Origin of the sequence: Pseudomonas sp. NFX224 (assembly GCF_048565165.1) — a bacterium.
Classification (GTDB): Bacteria; Pseudomonadota; Gammaproteobacteria; order Pseudomonadales; family Pseudomonadaceae; genus Aquipseudomonas.
On record NZ_CP183416.1, the window covers coordinates 2,668,066 to 2,684,534 of the forward strand.

Consider the following 16,469-nt stretch of genomic DNA (forward strand, 5'->3'; position numbering starts at 1 on the left):
TTGTTTAACGCATCACGATTCCGCGATGGGCCATATAGGCTTTGGCTTCCTGCACGGTGTATTCGCCGAAGTGGAAAATACTCGCCGCCAACACCGCACTGGCGTGACCTTCGAGAATACCGTCGGCCAAGTGTTGCAGGTTGCCGACGCCACCCGACGCGATCACCGGAATACCTAGCGCATCGCTGATGGCGCGGGTGACACCGAGGTCGAAGCCGTTTTTCATGCCGTCCTGATCCATGCTGGTCAGCAGGATTTCACCGGCACCCAGGCCTTCCATCTTCTTCGCCCACTCGACAGCGTCGAGGCCGGTCGGCTTGCGGCCGCCGTGGGTGAAGATCTCCCAGCGCGGGGTTTCGCCCGGACCGGAAACTTTCTTCGCGTCGATGGCAACGACGATGCACTGCGAGCCGAAATGCTGCGCCGCTTCGCCGACGAACTCCGGGTTAAACACCGCGGCAGTGTTGATTGACACCTTGTCCGCACCTGCATTGAGCAGGTTGCGGATGTCTTGCACGGTGCGCACGCCACCGCCCACGGTCAGCGGGATGAATACCTGGCTGGCCATGCGCTCGACGGTATGCAGCGTGGTGTCGCGACCGTCGACGCTGGCGGTGATGTCGAGAAAGGTAATCTCGTCGGCACCCTGCTCGTCGTAGCGACGGGCGATTTCCACCGGGTCACCGGCGTCGCGGATGTTTTCGAATTTCACACCCTTGACCACCCGGCCGTTGTCCACGTCCAGGCAAGGGATGATGCGTTTGGCCAGCGCCATGGTCAGTCCTCAGCCTTTGTACGAATCGCAGAAAGCTTGCGCTTCAGCGACGTCGAGGGTGCCTTCGTAGATCGCCCGGCCCGTGATCGCGCCGATGATGCCTGGCGCCTTGGCGTCGAGCAGCGACTTGATGTCGCCCAGGTTGTGAATACCACCGGAAGCGATCACCGGGATCTTGGTGGCGGCGGCCAGTGCGGCGGTGAACGGGACGTTGCAGCCCTGCATCATGCCGTCTTTGGCGATGTCGGTATAAACGATGGCGGACACGCCGTCGGCTTCGAACTGCTTGGCCAGGTCGATCACCTGCACGGTGCTGATTTCAGCCCAGCCGTCGGTGGCGACGAAACCGTCTTTGGCGTCCAGACCCACGATCACCTTGCCCGGGAAAGCACGACAGGCTTCGGCGACGAAGGCCGGATCTTTCACGGCTTTGGTGCCGATGATCACGTAGCTCACGCCAGCCTTGACGTAGTGTTCGATGGTTTCCAGGGAACGGATGCCGCCGCCGATCTGGATCGGCAGGTTCGGGTAGCGTTTGGCGATGGCAGTGACCACTTCGCCGTTGACCGGCTGACCTTCAAAGGCGCCGTTCAGGTCGACCAGATGCAGACGACGGCAACCGCCCTCCACCCACTTGGCAGCCATGCTCACCGGGTCATCGGAGAACACTGTGGAATCTTCCATGCGGCCCTGGCGCAGGCGAACACAGGCACCGTCTTTAAGATCGATAGCGGGAATAATCAGCATCTGGCAAACCTTCAAATTTGAATGTTCAGCTTGGCTCGGAAATCAGTTTTTCTCGAGCGCCCACAGGTCGCTTTCGATGCTTTCGAACCTCTCTTTGAGGTGCGCCTGCACATCGAAAATCGCCCTGTTGTAATAGTGCGGAGCAATTTCGCGGGTAAACAGCTCAAGAATCTCAGCCGCCTCGAACGAACCGAGGTCGAGCTCGAAACGATCTTCCATGAAGCGTTTGATCTTGTGATTGGCCTCGTTCTCCTGTTCAGGAGTGAGGGTCAGGATCGGCGGCTTGGATTTCTTGACGGCCATTTACCAGCGACCGTCCCACGCAGCGAAGTTCTGCAGCAATTGCAGGCCATGGGTATGGCTTTTCTCCGGGTGGAACTGCACCGCGAAACGCGAGCCATCGGCCAGCGCCGCAGCGAAATCGACACCGTAATGACCACCGCCAACCACCTGACGCGCATTGGCGGCGGCGATGTAGTAGCTGTGTACGAAGTAGAAACGCGCCATGTCCGGAATGTCGTGCCACAGCGGGTGGCTCACCTTCTGCTTCACCTGGTTCCAGCCCATGTGCGGGACTTTCAGATGCTCGCCGTCTTCATGCAGGTCTTTGCCGAAGAACTTCACCGCACCCGGAAACAGGCCGATGCAGTCCACACCGTCGTTCTCTTCGCTGGTGTCGAGCAAGGCTTGCATGCCGACGCAAATGCCGAGGAACGGACGATCCTGGCTGACTTCACGCACCAGCGAGTCGAAACCGAGGCGACGAATCTCCGCCATGCAGTCGCGAATCGCGCCGACGCCGGGGAAAACCACCCGGTCGGCTTCGCGAATCACGTTTGCATCGCTGGTGATCAACACCTTGCCGGCACCGACGTGCTCGAGGGCCTTGGCCACCGAGTGCAGGTTGCCCATGCCGTAATCGATAACCGCGACTGTCTGCATTACAGAACGCCCTTGGTCGACGGCATTTGCCCGGCCATGCGGTCATCAAGCTCGACGGCCATGCGCAGGGCGCGGCCGAAAGCCTTGAACACGGTTTCGATCTGGTGGTGGGTGTTGTGCCCACGCAGGTTGTCGATGTGCAAGGTGACGTTGGCGTGGTTGACGAAGCCCTGGAAGAACTCCTGGAACAGGTCAACGTCGAAACCGCCAACGGTGGCGCGGGTATACGGAACATGCATCTGCAGGCCTGGACGGCCGGAGAAGTCGATCACGACACGCGACAGCGCTTCATCGAGCGGCACGTAGGCGTGGCCGTAGCGACGGATGCCTTTCTTGTCGCCGATGGCTTTGGTGAATGCCTGGCCGAGGGTGATACCGACGTCTTCCACGGTGTGGTGGTCATCGATATGCAGGTCGCCCTTGCTGACAATATCCAGGTCGATCAGCCCGTGACGGGCGATCTGGTCCAGCATGTGCTCAAGAAAAGGAACACCGATATCGAATCGGGCCTTTCCGGTGCCATCAAGGTTGATCGAGGCTTTGATCTGGGTTTCCAGAGTGTCGCGCTCGACAGACGCCATACGTTCGGCCATCACCAGCTCCGCAAAATCATTGGGCGAAAAAGGCAACCATTATAGGGGCGCGGGCCGGAAACAGAAACACGAGAGGTGATATCGCTGACGGATAGAATCCCCAGTCGTCGGGGATAGACATGTCCGTACAAGCCATTTCAGACACCCAAAACAACTGTAGGAGTGAGACTGCTCGCAATGAGGCCCTCACATTCAACCTCTTCGTTGACTGTCAGACCGCAATCGCGAGCAGCTTCGCTCCTACAGGTGGAGTGCGTTTTACTTAGTGAAACAGTACCGCCGTCTTCTGCAGAGTCACCCAGACACCCCACGCCAACGGAATGCCCACTGCCAGCCAGGCAGCGATTGCCAGCGGCTTGGTGCCCGGCGCTGCTTTCCACTCCAGCGACGTGCTGGCATCAGCACCCTTGTCGTGGCCCAGCGCCTGTTCGGCAGCCAGTTCAGCGTCGGTCATGAAGTACTTGTCGGCCACCGGACGCACCAGCAAGTTGCAGATGAAACCCAGCACCAGCAGGCCGGCGAGGATGTACAAGGTGATGTCGTAAGCCGCGGCACGTTCAACGCCGATGCTCAGCTGATACTCACGCAGGTAGTTCACCAGCACCGGACCCAACACGCCCGCCGCTGCCCACGCGGTCAGCAGACGACCGTGGATCGCGCCAACCATCTGCGTACCGAACAGGTCCGCCAGATACGCAGGAACAGTGGCAAAACCACCGCCGTACATCGACAGGATGATGCAGAACGCAGCCACAAACAGCGCAACGTTGCCCAGGTGACCGAGGTTCGGAATCAGTGCGTACAGCGCAAAGCCGAGGGCGAAGAACACGAAGTAGGTGTTTTTGCGCCCCAGGTAGTCCGAGAACGAGGCCCAGAAGAACCGGCCACCGATGTTGAACAGGCTCAGCAGACCGGTGAAACCGGCGGCGATCGCGGCGATCGAAGCCAATTGACCTGCATCCAGCTGACCGAACGGCAGGTCATTGCCCAACAACTTGCCGCCAAACACTTCCTGCAATAGCGGCGAGGCCATGCCGAGGATGCCGATACCGGCGGATACGTTCAGGCAGAGCACCAGCCACACCAGACGGAATTGTGGAGTTTTCCAGGCCACATTCACGTGTACGTGACGGTTGGTGATCATCGCGTTCGAAGCTTTTTTTGCCGGAGCGGTCCAGCCTTCAGGCTTCCAGCCGGTTGGAGGCACACGGTAGGACAGAGCACCACCGATCATGAACACGAAGTAGATCGCAGCCATCGCCACGAAGCTCTGCCATACACCAACGCCTTCAGGCGAACCGAAGTGGCTCATCAAGGCAGTCGCCAACGGTGCACCGACCATCGCGCCGCCGCCGAAGCCCATGATCGCCATGCCGGTCGCCATGCCGCGCTTGTCCGGGAACCACTTGATCAGGGTCGACACCGGCGAAATGTAGCCCAGGCCCAGGCCGATACCGCCGATGACCCCGGAGCCGATCCACATCAGCCAGATCTGGTGGGTATAAATACCCAGCGCCGAAATCAGCAGACCGCCACACCAGCACAGTGCCGACACAACGCCAGCCTTGCGTGGCCCGGCGTGTTCCAGCCAGCCGCCCCAAATGGCTGCCGAGCAACCCAGGAAGATGAAGAACAGGGTGTAGATCCAGCCGAGCATCGAGATCGGCCAGTCGCATTGCGAAGAAAAGACTTGAGCAATGAAGCTCATGTCAGGCGCACAGGCCATCGGTTTGGTGATGCCCAGCGCTTTGGACAGTGGCAACCAGAACACCGAGAAACCGTAGGCCATGCCGATGCAAAGGTGGATAGCCAAAGCGGCCGGTGGCACCAGCCAACGGTTGAAACCGGGCTTGGCGATGATTCGCTCCTTTGACAGGAACGAGGGCTGGTCGGCATAGCCGTCCGCCGCGATACTCGTGGTCATTGTGTATCCCCCAATTATTAGTATGGTTCGCCAGCCACTCTTCACCCCCCAGCCTTTATGCGCACGCATGACTGTTTTTAGGGTGAGGCTCCATTTTGGTGCGGCATCAAGTCGCAGAAGGACTGACGAACGGGCGAAGGTTACCATTTGCACGTGACAGAAAAACCAAAGTGACATCACCTTTTTCTACGTTGTCTGTTCTCGTACCACTGAAGGAAGCTCCATGCCCATCGTTGTCGAGTCATTGAACCAAGCCACTGAGCAAGATCGGCTGGATTTGCAGAAGATCTACCAGGACGCCCCGCAGTGGCTGTTGACGCCGTTTACAGCGGCTGCGCAGCTGGTTGAAGCCTGTTTACAGGACGGCTCGCTGATTGCCGGACGCTTCAATGATCGACTGCTGGGCGCGGCACGCCTGCAACGGCACCCGGACGTTTGGCATCTGTCTTATTTGTGTGTAAGAAAAATCACCCGACGTCGTGGCGTCGCGGAACGACTGGTGCGAGAAGCACAGTCCATGGCCACGCAGTCCGGCGCCGAATTGCGCCTGCTCGCGCCCGCCGGGCATCTGGAAACCCAGGCATTGGCGGCCAGCCTGAACGTGCCGCTGGATGCCCTGTCCGAGTGATCACTGACCGGTCGTCTCTTTTGGAGCGCTATACTCCCCGGCTAAATTTCGAATTCGACTAACTACAAGGACTCGCCCATGAAAGCGTTCGGCAAAATCCTGGGTCTGGTACTTCTCGGGCTGTTGCTGATCATTGTGGCGCTGGGCTTTGCCCTGACCCACCTATTCGATCCCAACGACTACAAAGACGAGATTCGCCAGATTGCCCGCGACAAGGCCCACATCGAGCTGACGCTCAATGGCGATATCGGCTGGAGCCTGTTTCCGTGGCTGGGCCTGGAGTTGCATGACGCCGCTGTAGCGACCCTGGCCAAACCCGCCGAGCCGTTCGCCGATTTGCAAATGCTCGGTCTGTCAGTCCGCGTGCTGCCGCTGCTGCGCCGCGAAGTGCAGATGAGCGATGTGCGCGTCGAAGGCCTGAACCTGCGCCTGAACCGCGACAAGGACGGCCACGGCAACTGGGAAGACATCGGCAAGGTGCCGAAGCCTGCGACCCCGGACACGCCGCCTGCAACCACCAGCGAACCTGAACCGCAAACCACCGCCCAAGCGGAGAAACCGGCGCAGCCGATTCGCCTGGACATCGACAGCCTTACCGTCAACAACGCCCGCGTTGAATACAACGACGAAAAAACCGGTAAGCAGTTCAGCGCCGAAAGCATCCAGCTGAGCACCGGTCCGGTACACGACTCCACCAACATACCGGTCAAGCTCACCGCGTTCCTCGGCACCAACCAGCCGGTTCTGCGGGTTCGCACCGAGCTCAATGGCGAGTTGCGTTTCGAACGCGCGTTGCAGCGCTATAAACTTGAAGACATGAAACTGTCCGGTGAAGTTGCCGGTGAGCCGCTGCAAGGCAAGACCATGACCTTCGCCGCCCAAGGCCAGCTGCTGCTGGACAAGGCAGCCAACGTCGCCGAATGGACAGGCATCAAGATTTCCGCCAACCAGCTGCGCGCACTGGGTGAACTGAAGGTCAACGACCTCGATAAGACGCCACAGGTCAGTGGCGGCCTGTCGATTGCCCAATTCGATCTGGCGAAGTTCGTCGACAGCATCGGCCAGAAACTCCCGGCCATGGCCGAAGGCAGCCTGAGCAAAGTGGAACTGGCGACCCGTCTGGCGGGCACGCCTTCGAGCCTCACGCTGGACGACATCAACCTGAAAGTCGACGACAGCACGTTCACCGGCCGCATCGCCGTCGAGGACTTTGCCAAGCAATCGCTGCGCGCCACCCTCAAGGCAGACACTTTCAACGTCGACCGTTACCTGGCGCCTAAATCAGCCGAGGCCAACAGCGCCAAGCAAGTGCGTCAGGCCGAAGTCGCCAGCACCGAAGCCGATGCAATGGCCGGTGCCGGCAGCACCACACCGCTGCCGCAATCCCCGACCAAAGAGGCATGGAGCAACGAACGCCTGTTGCCGGTGGAGCGCCTGAGCAAACTGGATGTGGACGCTGATCTGACCTTCGGCCAGTTGACCCTGGAAAAACTGCCGATCCATAACGCGGTACTCAAGGCCAACGGCCAGGGCGGATTGCTGACGCTGGCGAGCCTGCGCGGTGATCTCTACGAAGGGAACTTCGAAGCCAAGGGCACTCTCGATGTGCGCCAGCAAGCGCCTGTGCTGAACATGCAGACGCAGATCAGCCGCGTACCTGCGGAAAAAATCCTCGAGAGCCAGGGCAAAGAACCACCGGTCAAAGGTCTGGTCACACTCAACAGCACACTGACAGGTACCGGCAATAGCCAGAAAGCGCTGATCGAAACCCTCAACGGTAACGCCAGTTTCGTCATCAACAATGGCGTACTGCTCAATGCCAACCTTGAACAACAGCTGTGCAAAGGCATCGCCACGCTCAATCGCAAATCCCTCAGTGGCGAGCCACGGGGCAAGGACACACCGTTCCAGGAACTCAAGGGCAACCTGAATTTCCGCAACGGCGTAGCCAGCAACCCGGACCTGAAAGTGCGCATCCCGGGCATGACCGTCAACGGTGATGGTGATGTCGACCTGCGGGTGCTGGGCATGGACTATCGCGTGGGCATCATTGTCGAAGGCGATACGAGCGCCATGCCGGACCCGGCCTGCCAGGTCGGCGACAAGTTTGTCGGCATCGAGTGGCCATTGCGTTGCCGTGGCCCGCTTGAGTTGGGCGCCAAGGCCTGTCGCCTGGATAACGAGCGCATGGGTCAGGTCGCGAGCAAACTCGCTGGCGAACGAATCAGCGAAAAGATCGACGAGAAACTGGGCGACAAGGTCAGCCCGGAGCTGAAAGACGCGCTCAAGGGGCTGTTCAAGCGATGAGAGCCGAGCAGTTTTCAACGGCGGTGCTGGACTGGTTCGACCGCCATGGCCGTCACGATTTGCCTTGGCAACAGGGCATCAACCCGTACCGGGTGTGGGTCTCGGAAATCATGTTGCAGCAAACCCAGGTCAGCACCGTGCTGAATTACTTCGACCGCTTCATGGCTTCGCTGCCGACGGTCGAAGCCCTGGCCGCTGCGCCGGAAGACGAAGTGCTGCACCTGTGGACCGGGCTGGGTTACTACACCCGTGCGCGCAATCTGCAGAAGACCGCGAAGATCGTCGTCGAGCAGTACGGCGGCGAATTCCCCCGGGATGTGGAAAAGCTCACCGACCTGCCCGGCATCGGCCTGTCCACCGCTGGTGCGATCGCCAGCATCAGCATGGGCCTGCGCGCGCCGATCCTCGACGGAAACGTCAAACGCGTGCTGGCGCGTTTTACCGCGCAAGAGGGCTATCCCGGCGAGCCGAAAGTCGCCAAACAGCTCTGGGCGAACGCTGAGCGTTTTACGCCGCATGATCGGGTCAACGCCTACACACAGGCGATGATGGACCTGGGCGCGACGCTCTGTACCCGCAGCAAACCCAGCTGCCTGCTTTGTCCCCTGGAACGGGGCTGTGAAGCGCACATGCTCGGCCTGGAAACCCGCTACCCGATTCCCAAGCCGCGCAAAGCCATCCCGCAAAAACGCACGCTGATGCCAATGCTCGCCAACGGTGAAGGGGCGATTCTGCTTTACCGTCGCCCTTCCACGGGCTTGTGGGGCGGTCTGTGGAGCCTGCCGGAACTCGACGACCTCGATGACCTGCAGCATCTGGCGACACAGCACTCGCTGGAACTGGGCACCCAACAGGCGTTGCCGAACCTGGTGCACACCTTCAGCCATTTTCAGTTGTCCATCGAACCCTGGCTGGTTCAGGTCCAGGAGGCCGGCCATCACGTGGCCGAGGCCGACTGGCTCTGGTATAACCTCGCCACCCCGCCGCGCCTGGGCCTTGCCGCCCCGGTCAAAACCTTGCTCGAACGCGCGGCCGCCGTATTGAACGCAGGAGAGTCGTCATGACCCGCACCATCATGTGCCGCAAGTACAACGAAGAATTGCCAGGCCTGGAACGCGCTCCGTTCCCGGGCGCCAAAGGCCAGGACATTTTTGACCACGTCTCGGCCAAGGCCTGGGCCGACTGGCAAAAACACCAGACCCTGCTGATCAACGAGAAACGCCTGAACATGATGAACGCCGAAGATCGCAAATATCTTCAGGGCGAGATGGACAAGTTCTTTTCCGGCGAGGATTACGCCAAGGCCGAAGGCTACGTGCCGCCGTCCGAATAACCCCCCGTTTTCGTAAGCGACGGAATTAATTTAAGAAATTTTTAAAAAGTCGTTGACGTAAATCCGAAAAACCCTTTTAATGCGCCCCGTTGCCCAGATAGCTCAGTCGGTAGAGCAGGGGATTGAAAATCCCCGTGTCGGCGGTTCGATTCCGTCTCTGGGCACCAAATACCGAAAACCCTGAATCGCAAGATTCAGGGTTTTTTTATGCCTGCGATTCAGGTTTTTGTTTGCGACACCCCGCTAGCTCTCACCGTTCCAATGGAAGACCAGGTTGCGGGCCGCACCGCTGCCGATATCCGCCACGTCCCGCCGGACCTCACCGTTACGCGTAGCGATGACTGTGTATTTGCCGGCAGGTAATTGCACATACACCAACGGGCCGGCGTCATTCAGCGTCAGCACGGTCTGGCCTTGGGCTTCTTCAATGACCACATCTACGTCCGGAATGTATTTATTCTCCGTTCCGATCGCGAAAGTCATGTGCAGGTTGTAGCCCGTTGTCTGTTGAATGGCCTTTGCCTCATCCTCGCCAATCCCCCCGGACAGATAGGTAATGCCGTTCTGCTCCTGCCGCTGAACCTGCACGCCAGAGCTGTCTACGGGCTCAAGGCTGGCGGCGGACGAGATCACAGGAAACAGCAGCATGCTGACGGCGACGAAGGGCAACATGAATGAATGGATGTTTTTCATGATGACGACTCCCGGGTTCTGATGAACCCAATCGTTACCTTCTTTGGATTTGCGGGCGGGCGGCGGGGTTTTAGATTTATTGGGTATTAGCGCGGGTTCATAAAGGCCATTGGCGCTTGTTGGTTTCGCAACGCACTGCGTTCCATTTTCTGAGCGTCGCAAAAAGTGGTTTCCATGTGCCGTGTCAATTTCCCGATATTGCGCAAGCCTCAGCCCACAGGTCATTCTTGGGTTCGTTTCCTTCTGGGCCCAATAACATGAACCTGGAATGCCCACCGTCAGATTCCATGATGGAATCCACACCTGCGAACATCCAAGGCAACCCGTTCAAGGAAGTTGCCCTGGATGGTTTTACCCTTGGCGGCTTCACCTGGCGACATGCCGTCCAGGACATCACTCGTCCGGTCGTTATCATCAACGCCGCCACCTCCGTTCGTTGCCGCCATTACTCACGTTTCGCCGACTACCTGTTCGCCAACGGCTTCGACGTCATCACCTACGACTACCGCGGCATCGGCGAATCGCGTCCGGCATCGCTCAAGGGGCTTGAGGCTTCATGGACCGATTGGGGCGCACTGGATTTCGAGGCGATGCTCAAACGCGCACAGCGTGAATTCCCCGATCAGCCTGTCGATGTGGTCGGCCACAGCTTTGGCGGCTGTGCAGCGGGCCTGGGAGCCTCAGGACAACTCATCCGGCGACTGGTGACCGTTGGCGCGCAGTTCGCTTACTGGCGCGATTATGCGCCGGCCTACCGCTGGCGGATGTTCGGCAAATGGCATGTGATGATGCCGTTGATCACCATGATTTGCGGTTACTTTCCCGGCAAGCGCCTCGGCTGGCTGGAGGATACGCCCGCCGGCGTTGTCCGCGACTGGAGCCTGTCCACTGCCCGCTACGAAGAACGCTCCAGTGGCCGCGTCATCCATGAAACCGCCGGTCGCTTGCCCTTCTCGGCCGTCACCGCGAAAATCCTCGCGATCAGCATCAGCGACGATCCCTACGGCACGATCCCGGCCATCGAACGCCTGCTTGCCTATTTTACCGCCAGTGCTAATACCCACCTGCGCATAACCCCCGAGGACATCGGCGAGACAGAAGTTGGACATTTCGCCTTTTTTCGCAGCGCATACCAAGCCACACTATGGCCCATTGCATTGTCCTGGCTGCAAAACGGCGAACTGGCCCCCGACACACCCGGGCGGACAGTGCCACGCATCTGAGCCACTGCCCTTTTAACGAATTACGGAACGACGACCATGGCCTCCGCCAACAAGCAGCAAAAACGCGCCTCCCGCGCCAAAGCCAAGGCCAAGCAGAACCGCACCCAACGCGTCGCCGCGCCGGTTGAACTGGACCCAAACGACGATCGCATCGATTTCGAGTCGGTGGACCTGACCGACCTGTTTAAAGAAATGATCGATGCGCAAAAGATCAGCCAGCAAGCCATGTGTGCGGCCTTTCTTGAGCACCCACTGCTCGCGCTGGTGCTGGAGCAGGAAGGCGAAGAAACAGCGACAGATTTCATCATTGCTGCGCTGATCGAGTATCACCAATGGTCGACCGAAGCGGATGAAGCCAGTGCCCTGGCGTGGATCGAATCCCCGGCCTTCCAGACTGACTACGTAGCAGCGTCCGAAGTCATCGCAGCCCAAAACCAACAGAAACCGAACTGAGTTCCCATGGCCTCCCTGAACAAGCAACAGAAACGCGCCAAGCGTGCAAAAGCCAAAGCCAAGCAGATCAATATCCACGGCAGAAAACCCGCCGCACTGGACGATGATCTCGGAGAAATCGGCGAGCCGATCCCGGAATACACCCTGGCGATGTTCAGCAAAATGCGCGACGCGGAAGCCGTCAGCCGCAGCGAAATGCTCTCGGTCTTGCTGACGAACCTGGCCTTTATCATCATCGAACATCCAGAATTGCTGGACATGGAAAACGCCGACGACGAAGGCATGGCCGCCACCCACCTGGCCGCCGATATGCTGATCGATTACCGCATGTGGGCCGACGGCATGGACCGCGAAACCGCCCAGGCCTGGCTCAGCGAGCCGCAATTCATCGCCGATTTCGGCGATGCCCTGGACGTCTACGGCCAATCTTTGGAAGCAACGAAAGAAAAAGCCGAGTAAGTGTTTCAGCTCGAATCAAAATGGCCGCTCGTCATCACTGACAGCGGCCGTTTTGTTGAGCCGCATGAATGCTTACTGCCCTTCGCCCAGCAAAATGTATATCCCATTGACATATCCCGCTTGCGACCTATTCTTGGGCGAGTCGCGACAACACAAGCGCAGGGGGTCGACATGGAACAAACCACTCTTTTCATGAGCAATCGAAGCCAGGCTGTCCGCCTGCCCAAAGCAGTGGCGATGCCAAGCGATGTGAAGCGAGTCGACGTAATTGCCGTTGGCAGAGCTCGTATCATCACCCCGGCTGGCGAGACCTGGGATAGCTGGTTCGACGGTGACAACGTCACAGCAGACTTCATGTCCGACCGCGAACAAACTGCAGATCAGGAGCGTGAGTCCTTCTGATGCTCAAATACATGCTCGATACCAGCATCTGCATTTTCACTATCAAGAACAAGCCACAAGTCGTGCGCGAGGCGTTCAATCGCCATCACGGCCAACTGTGCATCAGCGCCGTCACGCTGATGGAATTGATCTACGGCGCGGAGAAATCAGCGGCCCCCGAAAAAAATCTCGCCGTCATCGAGGGATTTGCCGCTCGTCTCGAGATTTTACCTTTCGACTATGAAGCCGCCGCGCACACCGGAATGATTCGATCCGAACTGGCAAAAAACGGAACACCCATTGGCCCCTACGACCACATGATCGCCGGCCATGCACGCTCACGCGGGTTCATTGTTGTGACAAACAACATGAAGGAGTTTGAGCGAGTACCGGGATTACGCGTGGAAGACTGGGTCAGTTCTTGCTGAACTGAACACGTCGACGCAAAAAAACGACCGCGATCATTACTGATGGCGGTCGTTTCGGTGTTTCAACAGCGCTTAGCGAGCGGTTGCTGCGATCATATTTTCGTTGCGACGACGGCGAGCCACCAGCAAACCGGCGGCAACCACCAGAGCACTGAGCAGGCCGGTCGCGAGGATTTCCACGCGATGCGCATCCTGGAACAGCATGATGGTCAGGGCCGCGACGATGAAGACAATCACCGCGTAGGTCAGGCCCGGGAACAGCCACATGCTGAAGACGATTTTCTCACCGCGAGCCATGCGCTGTTTGCGCATGCGCAGTTGCGAGATCGCAATCACCAGGTACACCAGCAGCGCAATGGCGCCGGAGCTGGCCAGCAGGAATTCGAACACCGCCGCCGGGGCCACGTAGTTGGCGAAGGTGGCCAGGAACGCCGCGCCAGTGGACAACATCACGGCCCAGTAAGGCGTACCGCTTTTATTGGTGCGGGTGGACATCGCCGGCGCATCACCGCGCTTGCCCAGGGAAAACAGCATGCGCGACGAGGTGTAGAGCGCCGAGTTCAGGCAGCTGGTCACAGCAACCAGCACCACAATGTCGACGATCATCTTGGCGTTCGGGATGCCCATGCGCTCAAGCACTGTCTGGTAGGAGCCGACGCTGGCCAGGATCGGGTCGTTCCATGGCACCAAAGCCACAACGATGAAGATCGACACGAGGTAGAACAAACCGATCCGCCAGATCACCGAATTGGTGGCCTTGGAGATTTGCTTGCCCGGGTCTTTCGATTCCGCGGCCGCAATGGTCACGATCTCGGTACCCATGAAGGAGAACATGGTGGTCAGAATGGCACCCAGCACCGCGCCCATGCCGTTTGGCAGGAAGCCTTGGGTGTCGAACAGGTGCGAAACGCCGCTGACCTGACTGTTTGGCAGGAAGCCGAAAATCGCCGCCACGCCGAGAATAATAAAGCCGATGATTGCCAATACTTTGATGAGGGCGAACCAGAACTCGAACTCACCGTAGTTCTTCACACTGAACAGGTTGGTCACGGTCAGCAGCATCGTGATGACCAGCGCGAAGGCCCAGATGTCCACACCCGGGAACCAGGCGTGCAGGATAGTCGCGGCGGCGTTGGCCTCCAGCGGGATCACCAGGACCCAGAACCACCAGTACAACCAGCCGATGGTGAAACCGGCCCAGTGACCGATCGCGCGATCGGCGTACGTCGAGAAAGAGCCGGTGTCCGGCGAGGCAACCGCCATTTCGCCGAGCATGCGCATCACCAACACCACCAGCATACCGGCGGCCGCGTAGGCCAACAGCACGGCTGGGCCTGCTGCGGCGATGGCGTGGCCCGAGCCAACGAACAGGCCGGCGCCGATAACCCCGGCGATCGACAGCATGGTCACATGACGCGGTTTAAGCCCCTGTTCGAGGCCGTTAGAGCTTTGGGTACTGCTCATTGAAACTACCTTTGTAAGGAAAAGCGAATGCATGCATCCCGCCGGGAATTCTCTTCCGTAAAAAGAAACCAACGGGGCGTTCCGGATTCTGCACGCAATAATTGCGCCAAAATATTTCAAAACCCTCTGCGCCGGGGCTCTGCTCCAGACCGGACAGTCATCGCAAGTCATTGAGATTAATGGCAATTCGCCATAGCGTTACCCTGCGACCCACTTTATGGACGAATCAGAGCACCAGAAACACACCCCCAAAATGCTTGGCGCACAATAAAAGTGCGTTTGGCCGGTTAACACTTCACACCCCCCGCCAAAGCTGGCAACATCGCGCCCTTTTTTACGCGACAGCCACCGCGCTTTACCGGAAAGCAGGGCTCAAACGGCTGTTCGGTTGTTGGTGGGGCGACAGTCTGCTGTGCCAATGCGACAACCTGCCACACGCCACCCGTTTACTGCTCGTAACGCTGTTGGCTGCCTTTGAAACGCTATGCTAGGTTGGCCGCCTCGTCAGGAAGGCCACCAACAGCAGGAGCGAATACACAATGAGGAACGCACATGGCTGAGGCCACGCCCGCGCTTGAAATCCGCAACTTGCACAAACGCTACGGCTCGCTGGAGGTGCTCAAAGGCATCTCGCTGACTGCCCGCGACGGCGACGTGATCTCGATCCTCGGCTCCTCCGGCTCCGGCAAATCCACGTTCCTGCGTTGCATCAACCTGTTGGAAAACCCGCATCAGGGCCAAATCCTGGTAGCCGGCGAAGAACTCAAGCTCAAGGCCGCCAAGAACGGCGAACTGGTCGCTGCCGACGGCAAGCAGATCAACCGCCTGCGCAGCGAGATTGGTTTTGTGTTTCAAAACTTTAATCTGTGGCCGCACATGAGCGTGCTCGACAACATCATCGAAGCCCCGCGCCGCGTGCTCGGCCAGAGCAAGGCCGAAGCCATCGAAGTCGCCGAAGCCTTGCTGGCCAAGGTGGGCATCGCCGACAAACGCCACGCTTACCCGGCGCAATTGTCCGGTGGGCAGCAACAACGCGCGGCCATCGCCCGCACCCTGGCCATGCAGCCCAAGGTCATCCTGTTCGACGAGCCCACCTCGGCGCTTGACCCGGAAATGGTCCAGGAAGTACTTAATGTCATCCGCGCACTGGCCGAAGAAGGCCGCACCATGCTGCTGGTCACCCATGAAATGGGCTTTGCCCGTCAGGTTTCCAGCGAAGTGGTGTTCCTCCACCAGGGCCTGGTAGAAGAGCAAGGATCGCCACAGCAGGTGTTTGAAAACCCGCTTTCGGCGCGCTGCAAACAATTCATGTCCAGCAACCGCTAACGGAGCTACCCACATGCAGAACTACAAAAAGGTCTTCCTGGCTGCCGCCGTCACCCTGGCGTTCAGCGCCGGTGCCATGGCCGAAACCCTGAAGATGGGCATCGAAGCGGCTTACCCGCCGTTCAACAATAAAGATGCCAGTGGCAATGTCGTCGGCTTCGACAAAGAGATCGGCGACGCCCTGTGCGCCAAGATGAAAGTCGATTGCACCGTCGTGACCTCCGACTGGGACGGTATCATCCCAGCCCTGAACGCCAAGAAGTTCGACTTCCTGATTTCCTCGATGTCGATCACCGACGAGCGCAAGCAAGCGGTGGACTTCACCGACCCGTACTACTCCAACAAGCTGCAATTCATTGCGCCGAAGACCGTCGACTTCAAAACCGACAAGGCTTCCCTGAAAGGCAAAGTGATCGGTGCCCAACGTGCAACGCTGGCGGGGACCTGGCTGGAAGACAACATTGGTGACGACATCACCATCAAGCTCTACGACACCCAGGAAAACGCCTACCTCGACCTGACGTCCGGTCGCCTGGACGGCATCCTCGCCGACAAGTACGTCAACTACGAGTGGCTGAAAAGCGACGCCGGCAAATCCTACGAATTCAAGGGTGATCCGGTAGAAGAAAGCGACAAGATCGGTATCGCCGTGCGCAAGAACGATCCTATCCGCGAGAAGCTGAACGTCGCGCTGAAAGAAATCGTTGCTGACGGCACCTACAAGAAGATCAACGACAAGTACTTCCCGTTCAGCATCTATTGATACTGACCTGCCTGGCCGGCGCCTGAGGGT

19 protein-coding genes and 1 tRNA gene are annotated in these 16,469 nt (G+C 58.9%); 12 read left to right on the forward strand and 8 right to left on the reverse strand.

Going from position 1 to position 16,469, the window contains the following annotated elements; translation table 11 throughout:
• Positions 1–4: 4 nt before the first annotated feature.
• From hisF to ACNYC6_RS11945, 6 genes are all read right to left on the reverse strand, one after another.
• Positions 5–775 (reverse strand): imidazole glycerol phosphate synthase subunit HisF, encoded by a 771-nt coding sequence (hisF, locus tag ACNYC6_RS11920; protein WP_007897430.1) that lies wholly within the window; start codon positions 773–775, stop codon positions 5–7.
• Between the two features lie 9 nt (positions 776–784).
• Complete coding sequence (gene hisA, locus ACNYC6_RS11925) at positions 785–1,522, reverse strand: 1-(5-phosphoribosyl)-5-[(5-phosphoribosylamino)methylideneamino]imidazole-4-carboxamide isomerase (protein WP_008041005.1); 738 nt, start codon at positions 1,520–1,522, stop codon at positions 785–787.
• 42 nt (positions 1,523–1,564) lie between these two features.
• Positions 1,565–1,825: a DUF2164 domain-containing protein gene (locus ACNYC6_RS11930; protein ID WP_419712458.1), complete on the reverse strand. Its 261-nt coding sequence runs from the start codon at positions 1,823–1,825 to the stop codon at positions 1,565–1,567.
• Positions 1,826–2,464, reverse strand: a complete 639-nt coding sequence (gene hisH, locus ACNYC6_RS11935; protein WP_419712459.1) for an imidazole glycerol phosphate synthase subunit HisH — start codon at positions 2,462–2,464, stop codon at positions 1,826–1,828.
• Positions 2,464–3,057 carry an imidazoleglycerol-phosphate dehydratase HisB gene (gene hisB / locus ACNYC6_RS11940; RefSeq protein ID WP_007939452.1) on the reverse strand — a complete coding sequence of 198 codons (594 nt, stop codon included), beginning with the start codon at positions 3,055–3,057 and terminating at the stop codon, positions 2,464–2,466. Before hisB ends, hisH begins: the two co-directional genes overlap by 1 nt.
• A gap of 262 nt (positions 3,058–3,319) precedes the next feature.
• Positions 3,320–4,981: an OFA family MFS transporter gene (locus tag ACNYC6_RS11945; RefSeq protein WP_338584240.1), complete on the reverse strand. Its 1,662-nt coding sequence runs from the start codon at positions 4,979–4,981 to the stop codon at positions 3,320–3,322.
• A gap of 223 nt (positions 4,982–5,204) precedes the next feature.
• Between ACNYC6_RS11945 and ACNYC6_RS11950 the strand changes: the two genes are divergently transcribed.
• The 5 genes from ACNYC6_RS11950 to ACNYC6_RS11970 all read left to right on the forward strand — a co-directional run bounded on the left by ACNYC6_RS11950 (position 5,205) and on the right by ACNYC6_RS11970 (position 9,416).
• On the forward strand, positions 5,205–5,609 hold the full coding sequence (locus ACNYC6_RS11950; RefSeq protein WP_419712460.1) for an acetyl-CoA sensor PanZ family protein: 405 nt from the start codon (positions 5,205–5,207) through the stop codon (positions 5,607–5,609).
• Positions 5,610–5,687: 78 nt separating this feature from the next.
• Positions 5,688–7,916, forward strand: a complete 2,229-nt coding sequence (locus ACNYC6_RS11955) for an AsmA family protein (protein ID WP_419712461.1) — start codon at positions 5,688–5,690, stop codon at positions 7,914–7,916.
• Entirely contained in the window at positions 7,913–8,980 is a 1,068-nt protein-coding gene (gene mutY / locus ACNYC6_RS11960; RefSeq protein ID WP_419712462.1) for an A/G-specific adenine glycosylase, read from the forward strand. The genes ACNYC6_RS11955 and mutY overlap by 4 nt, the downstream gene beginning before the upstream one ends.
• Complete coding sequence (locus ACNYC6_RS11965) at positions 8,977–9,249, forward strand: oxidative damage protection protein (protein WP_419712463.1); 273 nt, start codon at positions 8,977–8,979, stop codon at positions 9,247–9,249. The genes mutY and ACNYC6_RS11965 overlap by 4 nt, the downstream gene beginning before the upstream one ends.
• A 91-nt stretch (positions 9,250–9,340) precedes the next feature.
• Positions 9,341–9,416 (forward strand) — tRNA-Phe (locus ACNYC6_RS11970).
• A 76-nt stretch (positions 9,417–9,492) separates the two neighbouring features.
• Here ACNYC6_RS11970 and ACNYC6_RS11975 read toward each other — a convergent pair.
• Positions 9,493–9,942: a carboxypeptidase regulatory-like domain-containing protein gene (locus ACNYC6_RS11975; protein ID WP_419712464.1), complete on the reverse strand. Its 450-nt coding sequence runs from the start codon at positions 9,940–9,942 to the stop codon at positions 9,493–9,495.
• Between the two features lie 257 nt (positions 9,943–10,199).
• Here ACNYC6_RS11975 and ACNYC6_RS11980 point away from each other — a divergent pair, with 257 nt between their 5' ends.
• From ACNYC6_RS11980 to vapC, 5 genes are all read left to right on the forward strand, one after another.
• The gene (locus tag ACNYC6_RS11980; RefSeq protein ID WP_419712953.1) at positions 10,200–11,165 is read left to right on the forward strand and encodes an alpha/beta fold hydrolase; all 966 of its coding nucleotides are present in this window, start codon (positions 10,200–10,202) and stop codon (positions 11,163–11,165) included.
• A 36-nt stretch (positions 11,166–11,201) separates the two neighbouring features.
• Positions 11,202–11,618, forward strand: a complete 417-nt coding sequence (locus ACNYC6_RS11985) for a hypothetical protein (protein WP_419712465.1) — start codon at positions 11,202–11,204, stop codon at positions 11,616–11,618.
• A 6-nt stretch (positions 11,619–11,624) separates the two neighbouring features.
• Positions 11,625–12,077, forward strand: coding sequence for a hypothetical protein (locus ACNYC6_RS11990; protein WP_419712466.1), 453 nt, complete (start codon positions 11,625–11,627; stop codon positions 12,075–12,077).
• Positions 12,078–12,248: 171 nt separating this feature from the next.
• Entirely contained in the window at positions 12,249–12,479 is a 231-nt protein-coding gene (gene vapB, locus ACNYC6_RS11995; RefSeq protein WP_419712954.1) for a type II toxin-antitoxin system VapB family antitoxin, read from the forward strand.
• On the forward strand, positions 12,479–12,886 hold the full coding sequence (vapC, locus tag ACNYC6_RS12000; RefSeq protein WP_419712467.1) for a type II toxin-antitoxin system tRNA(fMet)-specific endonuclease VapC: 408 nt from the start codon (positions 12,479–12,481) through the stop codon (positions 12,884–12,886). Before vapB ends, vapC begins: the two co-directional genes overlap by 1 nt.
• 72 nt (positions 12,887–12,958) lie before the next feature.
• On the opposite strand, the gene gabP is transcribed toward vapC, so the two are convergent.
• Positions 12,959–14,350, reverse strand: a complete 1,392-nt coding sequence (gene gabP / locus ACNYC6_RS12005) for a GABA permease (RefSeq protein WP_419712468.1) — start codon at positions 14,348–14,350, stop codon at positions 12,959–12,961.
• Between the two features lie 552 nt (positions 14,351–14,902).
• Between gabP and ACNYC6_RS12010 the strand changes: the two genes are divergently transcribed.
• Positions 14,903–15,676, forward strand: coding sequence for an ABC transporter ATP-binding protein (locus ACNYC6_RS12010; RefSeq protein ID WP_007972784.1), 774 nt, complete (start codon positions 14,903–14,905; stop codon positions 15,674–15,676).
• A gap of 13 nt (positions 15,677–15,689) precedes the next feature.
• The gene (locus ACNYC6_RS12015; protein WP_419712469.1) at positions 15,690–16,439 is read left to right on the forward strand and encodes an ABC transporter substrate-binding protein; all 750 of its coding nucleotides are present in this window, start codon (positions 15,690–15,692) and stop codon (positions 16,437–16,439) included.
• Positions 16,440–16,469: the final 30 nt, after the last annotated feature.

What these genes read in the sequence shown, in the direction of transcription:
- ACNYC6_RS11985 (WP_419712465.1), top strand. Translation starts at nt 11,202, where the DNA reads ATGGCCTCCGCCAACAAGCAGCAAAAACGCGCCTCCCGCGCCAAAGCC.
- ACNYC6_RS12010 (WP_007972784.1), top strand. Translation starts at nt 14,903, where the DNA reads ATGGCTGAGGCCACGCCCGCGCTTGAAATCCGCAACTTGCACAAACGC.
- gabP (WP_419712468.1), bottom strand. Translation starts at nt 14,350, where the DNA reads ATGAGCAGTACCCAAAGCTCTAACGGCCTCGAACAGGGGCTTAAACCG.
- ACNYC6_RS11950 (WP_419712460.1), top strand. Translation starts at nt 5,205, where the DNA reads ATGCCCATCGTTGTCGAGTCATTGAACCAAGCCACTGAGCAAGATCGG.
- hisH (WP_419712459.1), bottom strand. Translation starts at nt 2,464, where the DNA reads ATGCAGACAGTCGCGGTTATCGATTACGGCATGGGCAACCTGCACTCG.
- mutY (WP_419712462.1), top strand. Translation starts at nt 7,913, where the DNA reads ATGAGAGCCGAGCAGTTTTCAACGGCGGTGCTGGACTGGTTCGACCGC.
- ACNYC6_RS11975 (WP_419712464.1), bottom strand. Translation starts at nt 9,942, where the DNA reads ATGAAAAACATCCATTCATTCATGTTGCCCTTCGTCGCCGTCAGCATG.
- vapC (WP_419712467.1), top strand. Translation starts at nt 12,479, where the DNA reads ATGCTCAAATACATGCTCGATACCAGCATCTGCATTTTCACTATCAAG.
- hisA (WP_008041005.1), bottom strand. Translation starts at nt 1,522, where the DNA reads ATGCTGATTATTCCCGCTATCGATCTTAAAGACGGTGCCTGTGTTCGC.
- ACNYC6_RS11980 (WP_419712953.1), top strand. Translation starts at nt 10,200, where the DNA reads ATGAACCTGGAATGCCCACCGTCAGATTCCATGATGGAATCCACACCT.
- ACNYC6_RS11990 (WP_419712466.1), top strand. Translation starts at nt 11,625, where the DNA reads ATGGCCTCCCTGAACAAGCAACAGAAACGCGCCAAGCGTGCAAAAGCC.
- ACNYC6_RS11955 (WP_419712461.1), top strand. Translation starts at nt 5,688, where the DNA reads ATGAAAGCGTTCGGCAAAATCCTGGGTCTGGTACTTCTCGGGCTGTTG.
- ACNYC6_RS11945 (WP_338584240.1), bottom strand. Translation starts at nt 4,981, where the DNA reads ATGACCACGAGTATCGCGGCGGACGGCTATGCCGACCAGCCCTCGTTC.
- ACNYC6_RS11930 (WP_419712458.1), bottom strand. Translation starts at nt 1,825, where the DNA reads ATGGCCGTCAAGAAATCCAAGCCGCCGATCCTGACCCTCACTCCTGAA.
- hisF (WP_007897430.1), bottom strand. Translation starts at nt 775, where the DNA reads ATGGCGCTGGCCAAACGCATCATCCCTTGCCTGGACGTGGACAACGGC.
- ACNYC6_RS12015 (WP_419712469.1), top strand. Translation starts at nt 15,690, where the DNA reads ATGCAGAACTACAAAAAGGTCTTCCTGGCTGCCGCCGTCACCCTGGCG.
- vapB (WP_419712954.1), top strand. Translation starts at nt 12,249, where the DNA reads ATGGAACAAACCACTCTTTTCATGAGCAATCGAAGCCAGGCTGTCCGC.
- hisB (WP_007939452.1), bottom strand. Translation starts at nt 3,057, where the DNA reads ATGGCCGAACGTATGGCGTCTGTCGAGCGCGACACTCTGGAAACCCAG.
- ACNYC6_RS11965 (WP_419712463.1), top strand. Translation starts at nt 8,977, where the DNA reads ATGACCCGCACCATCATGTGCCGCAAGTACAACGAAGAATTGCCAGGC.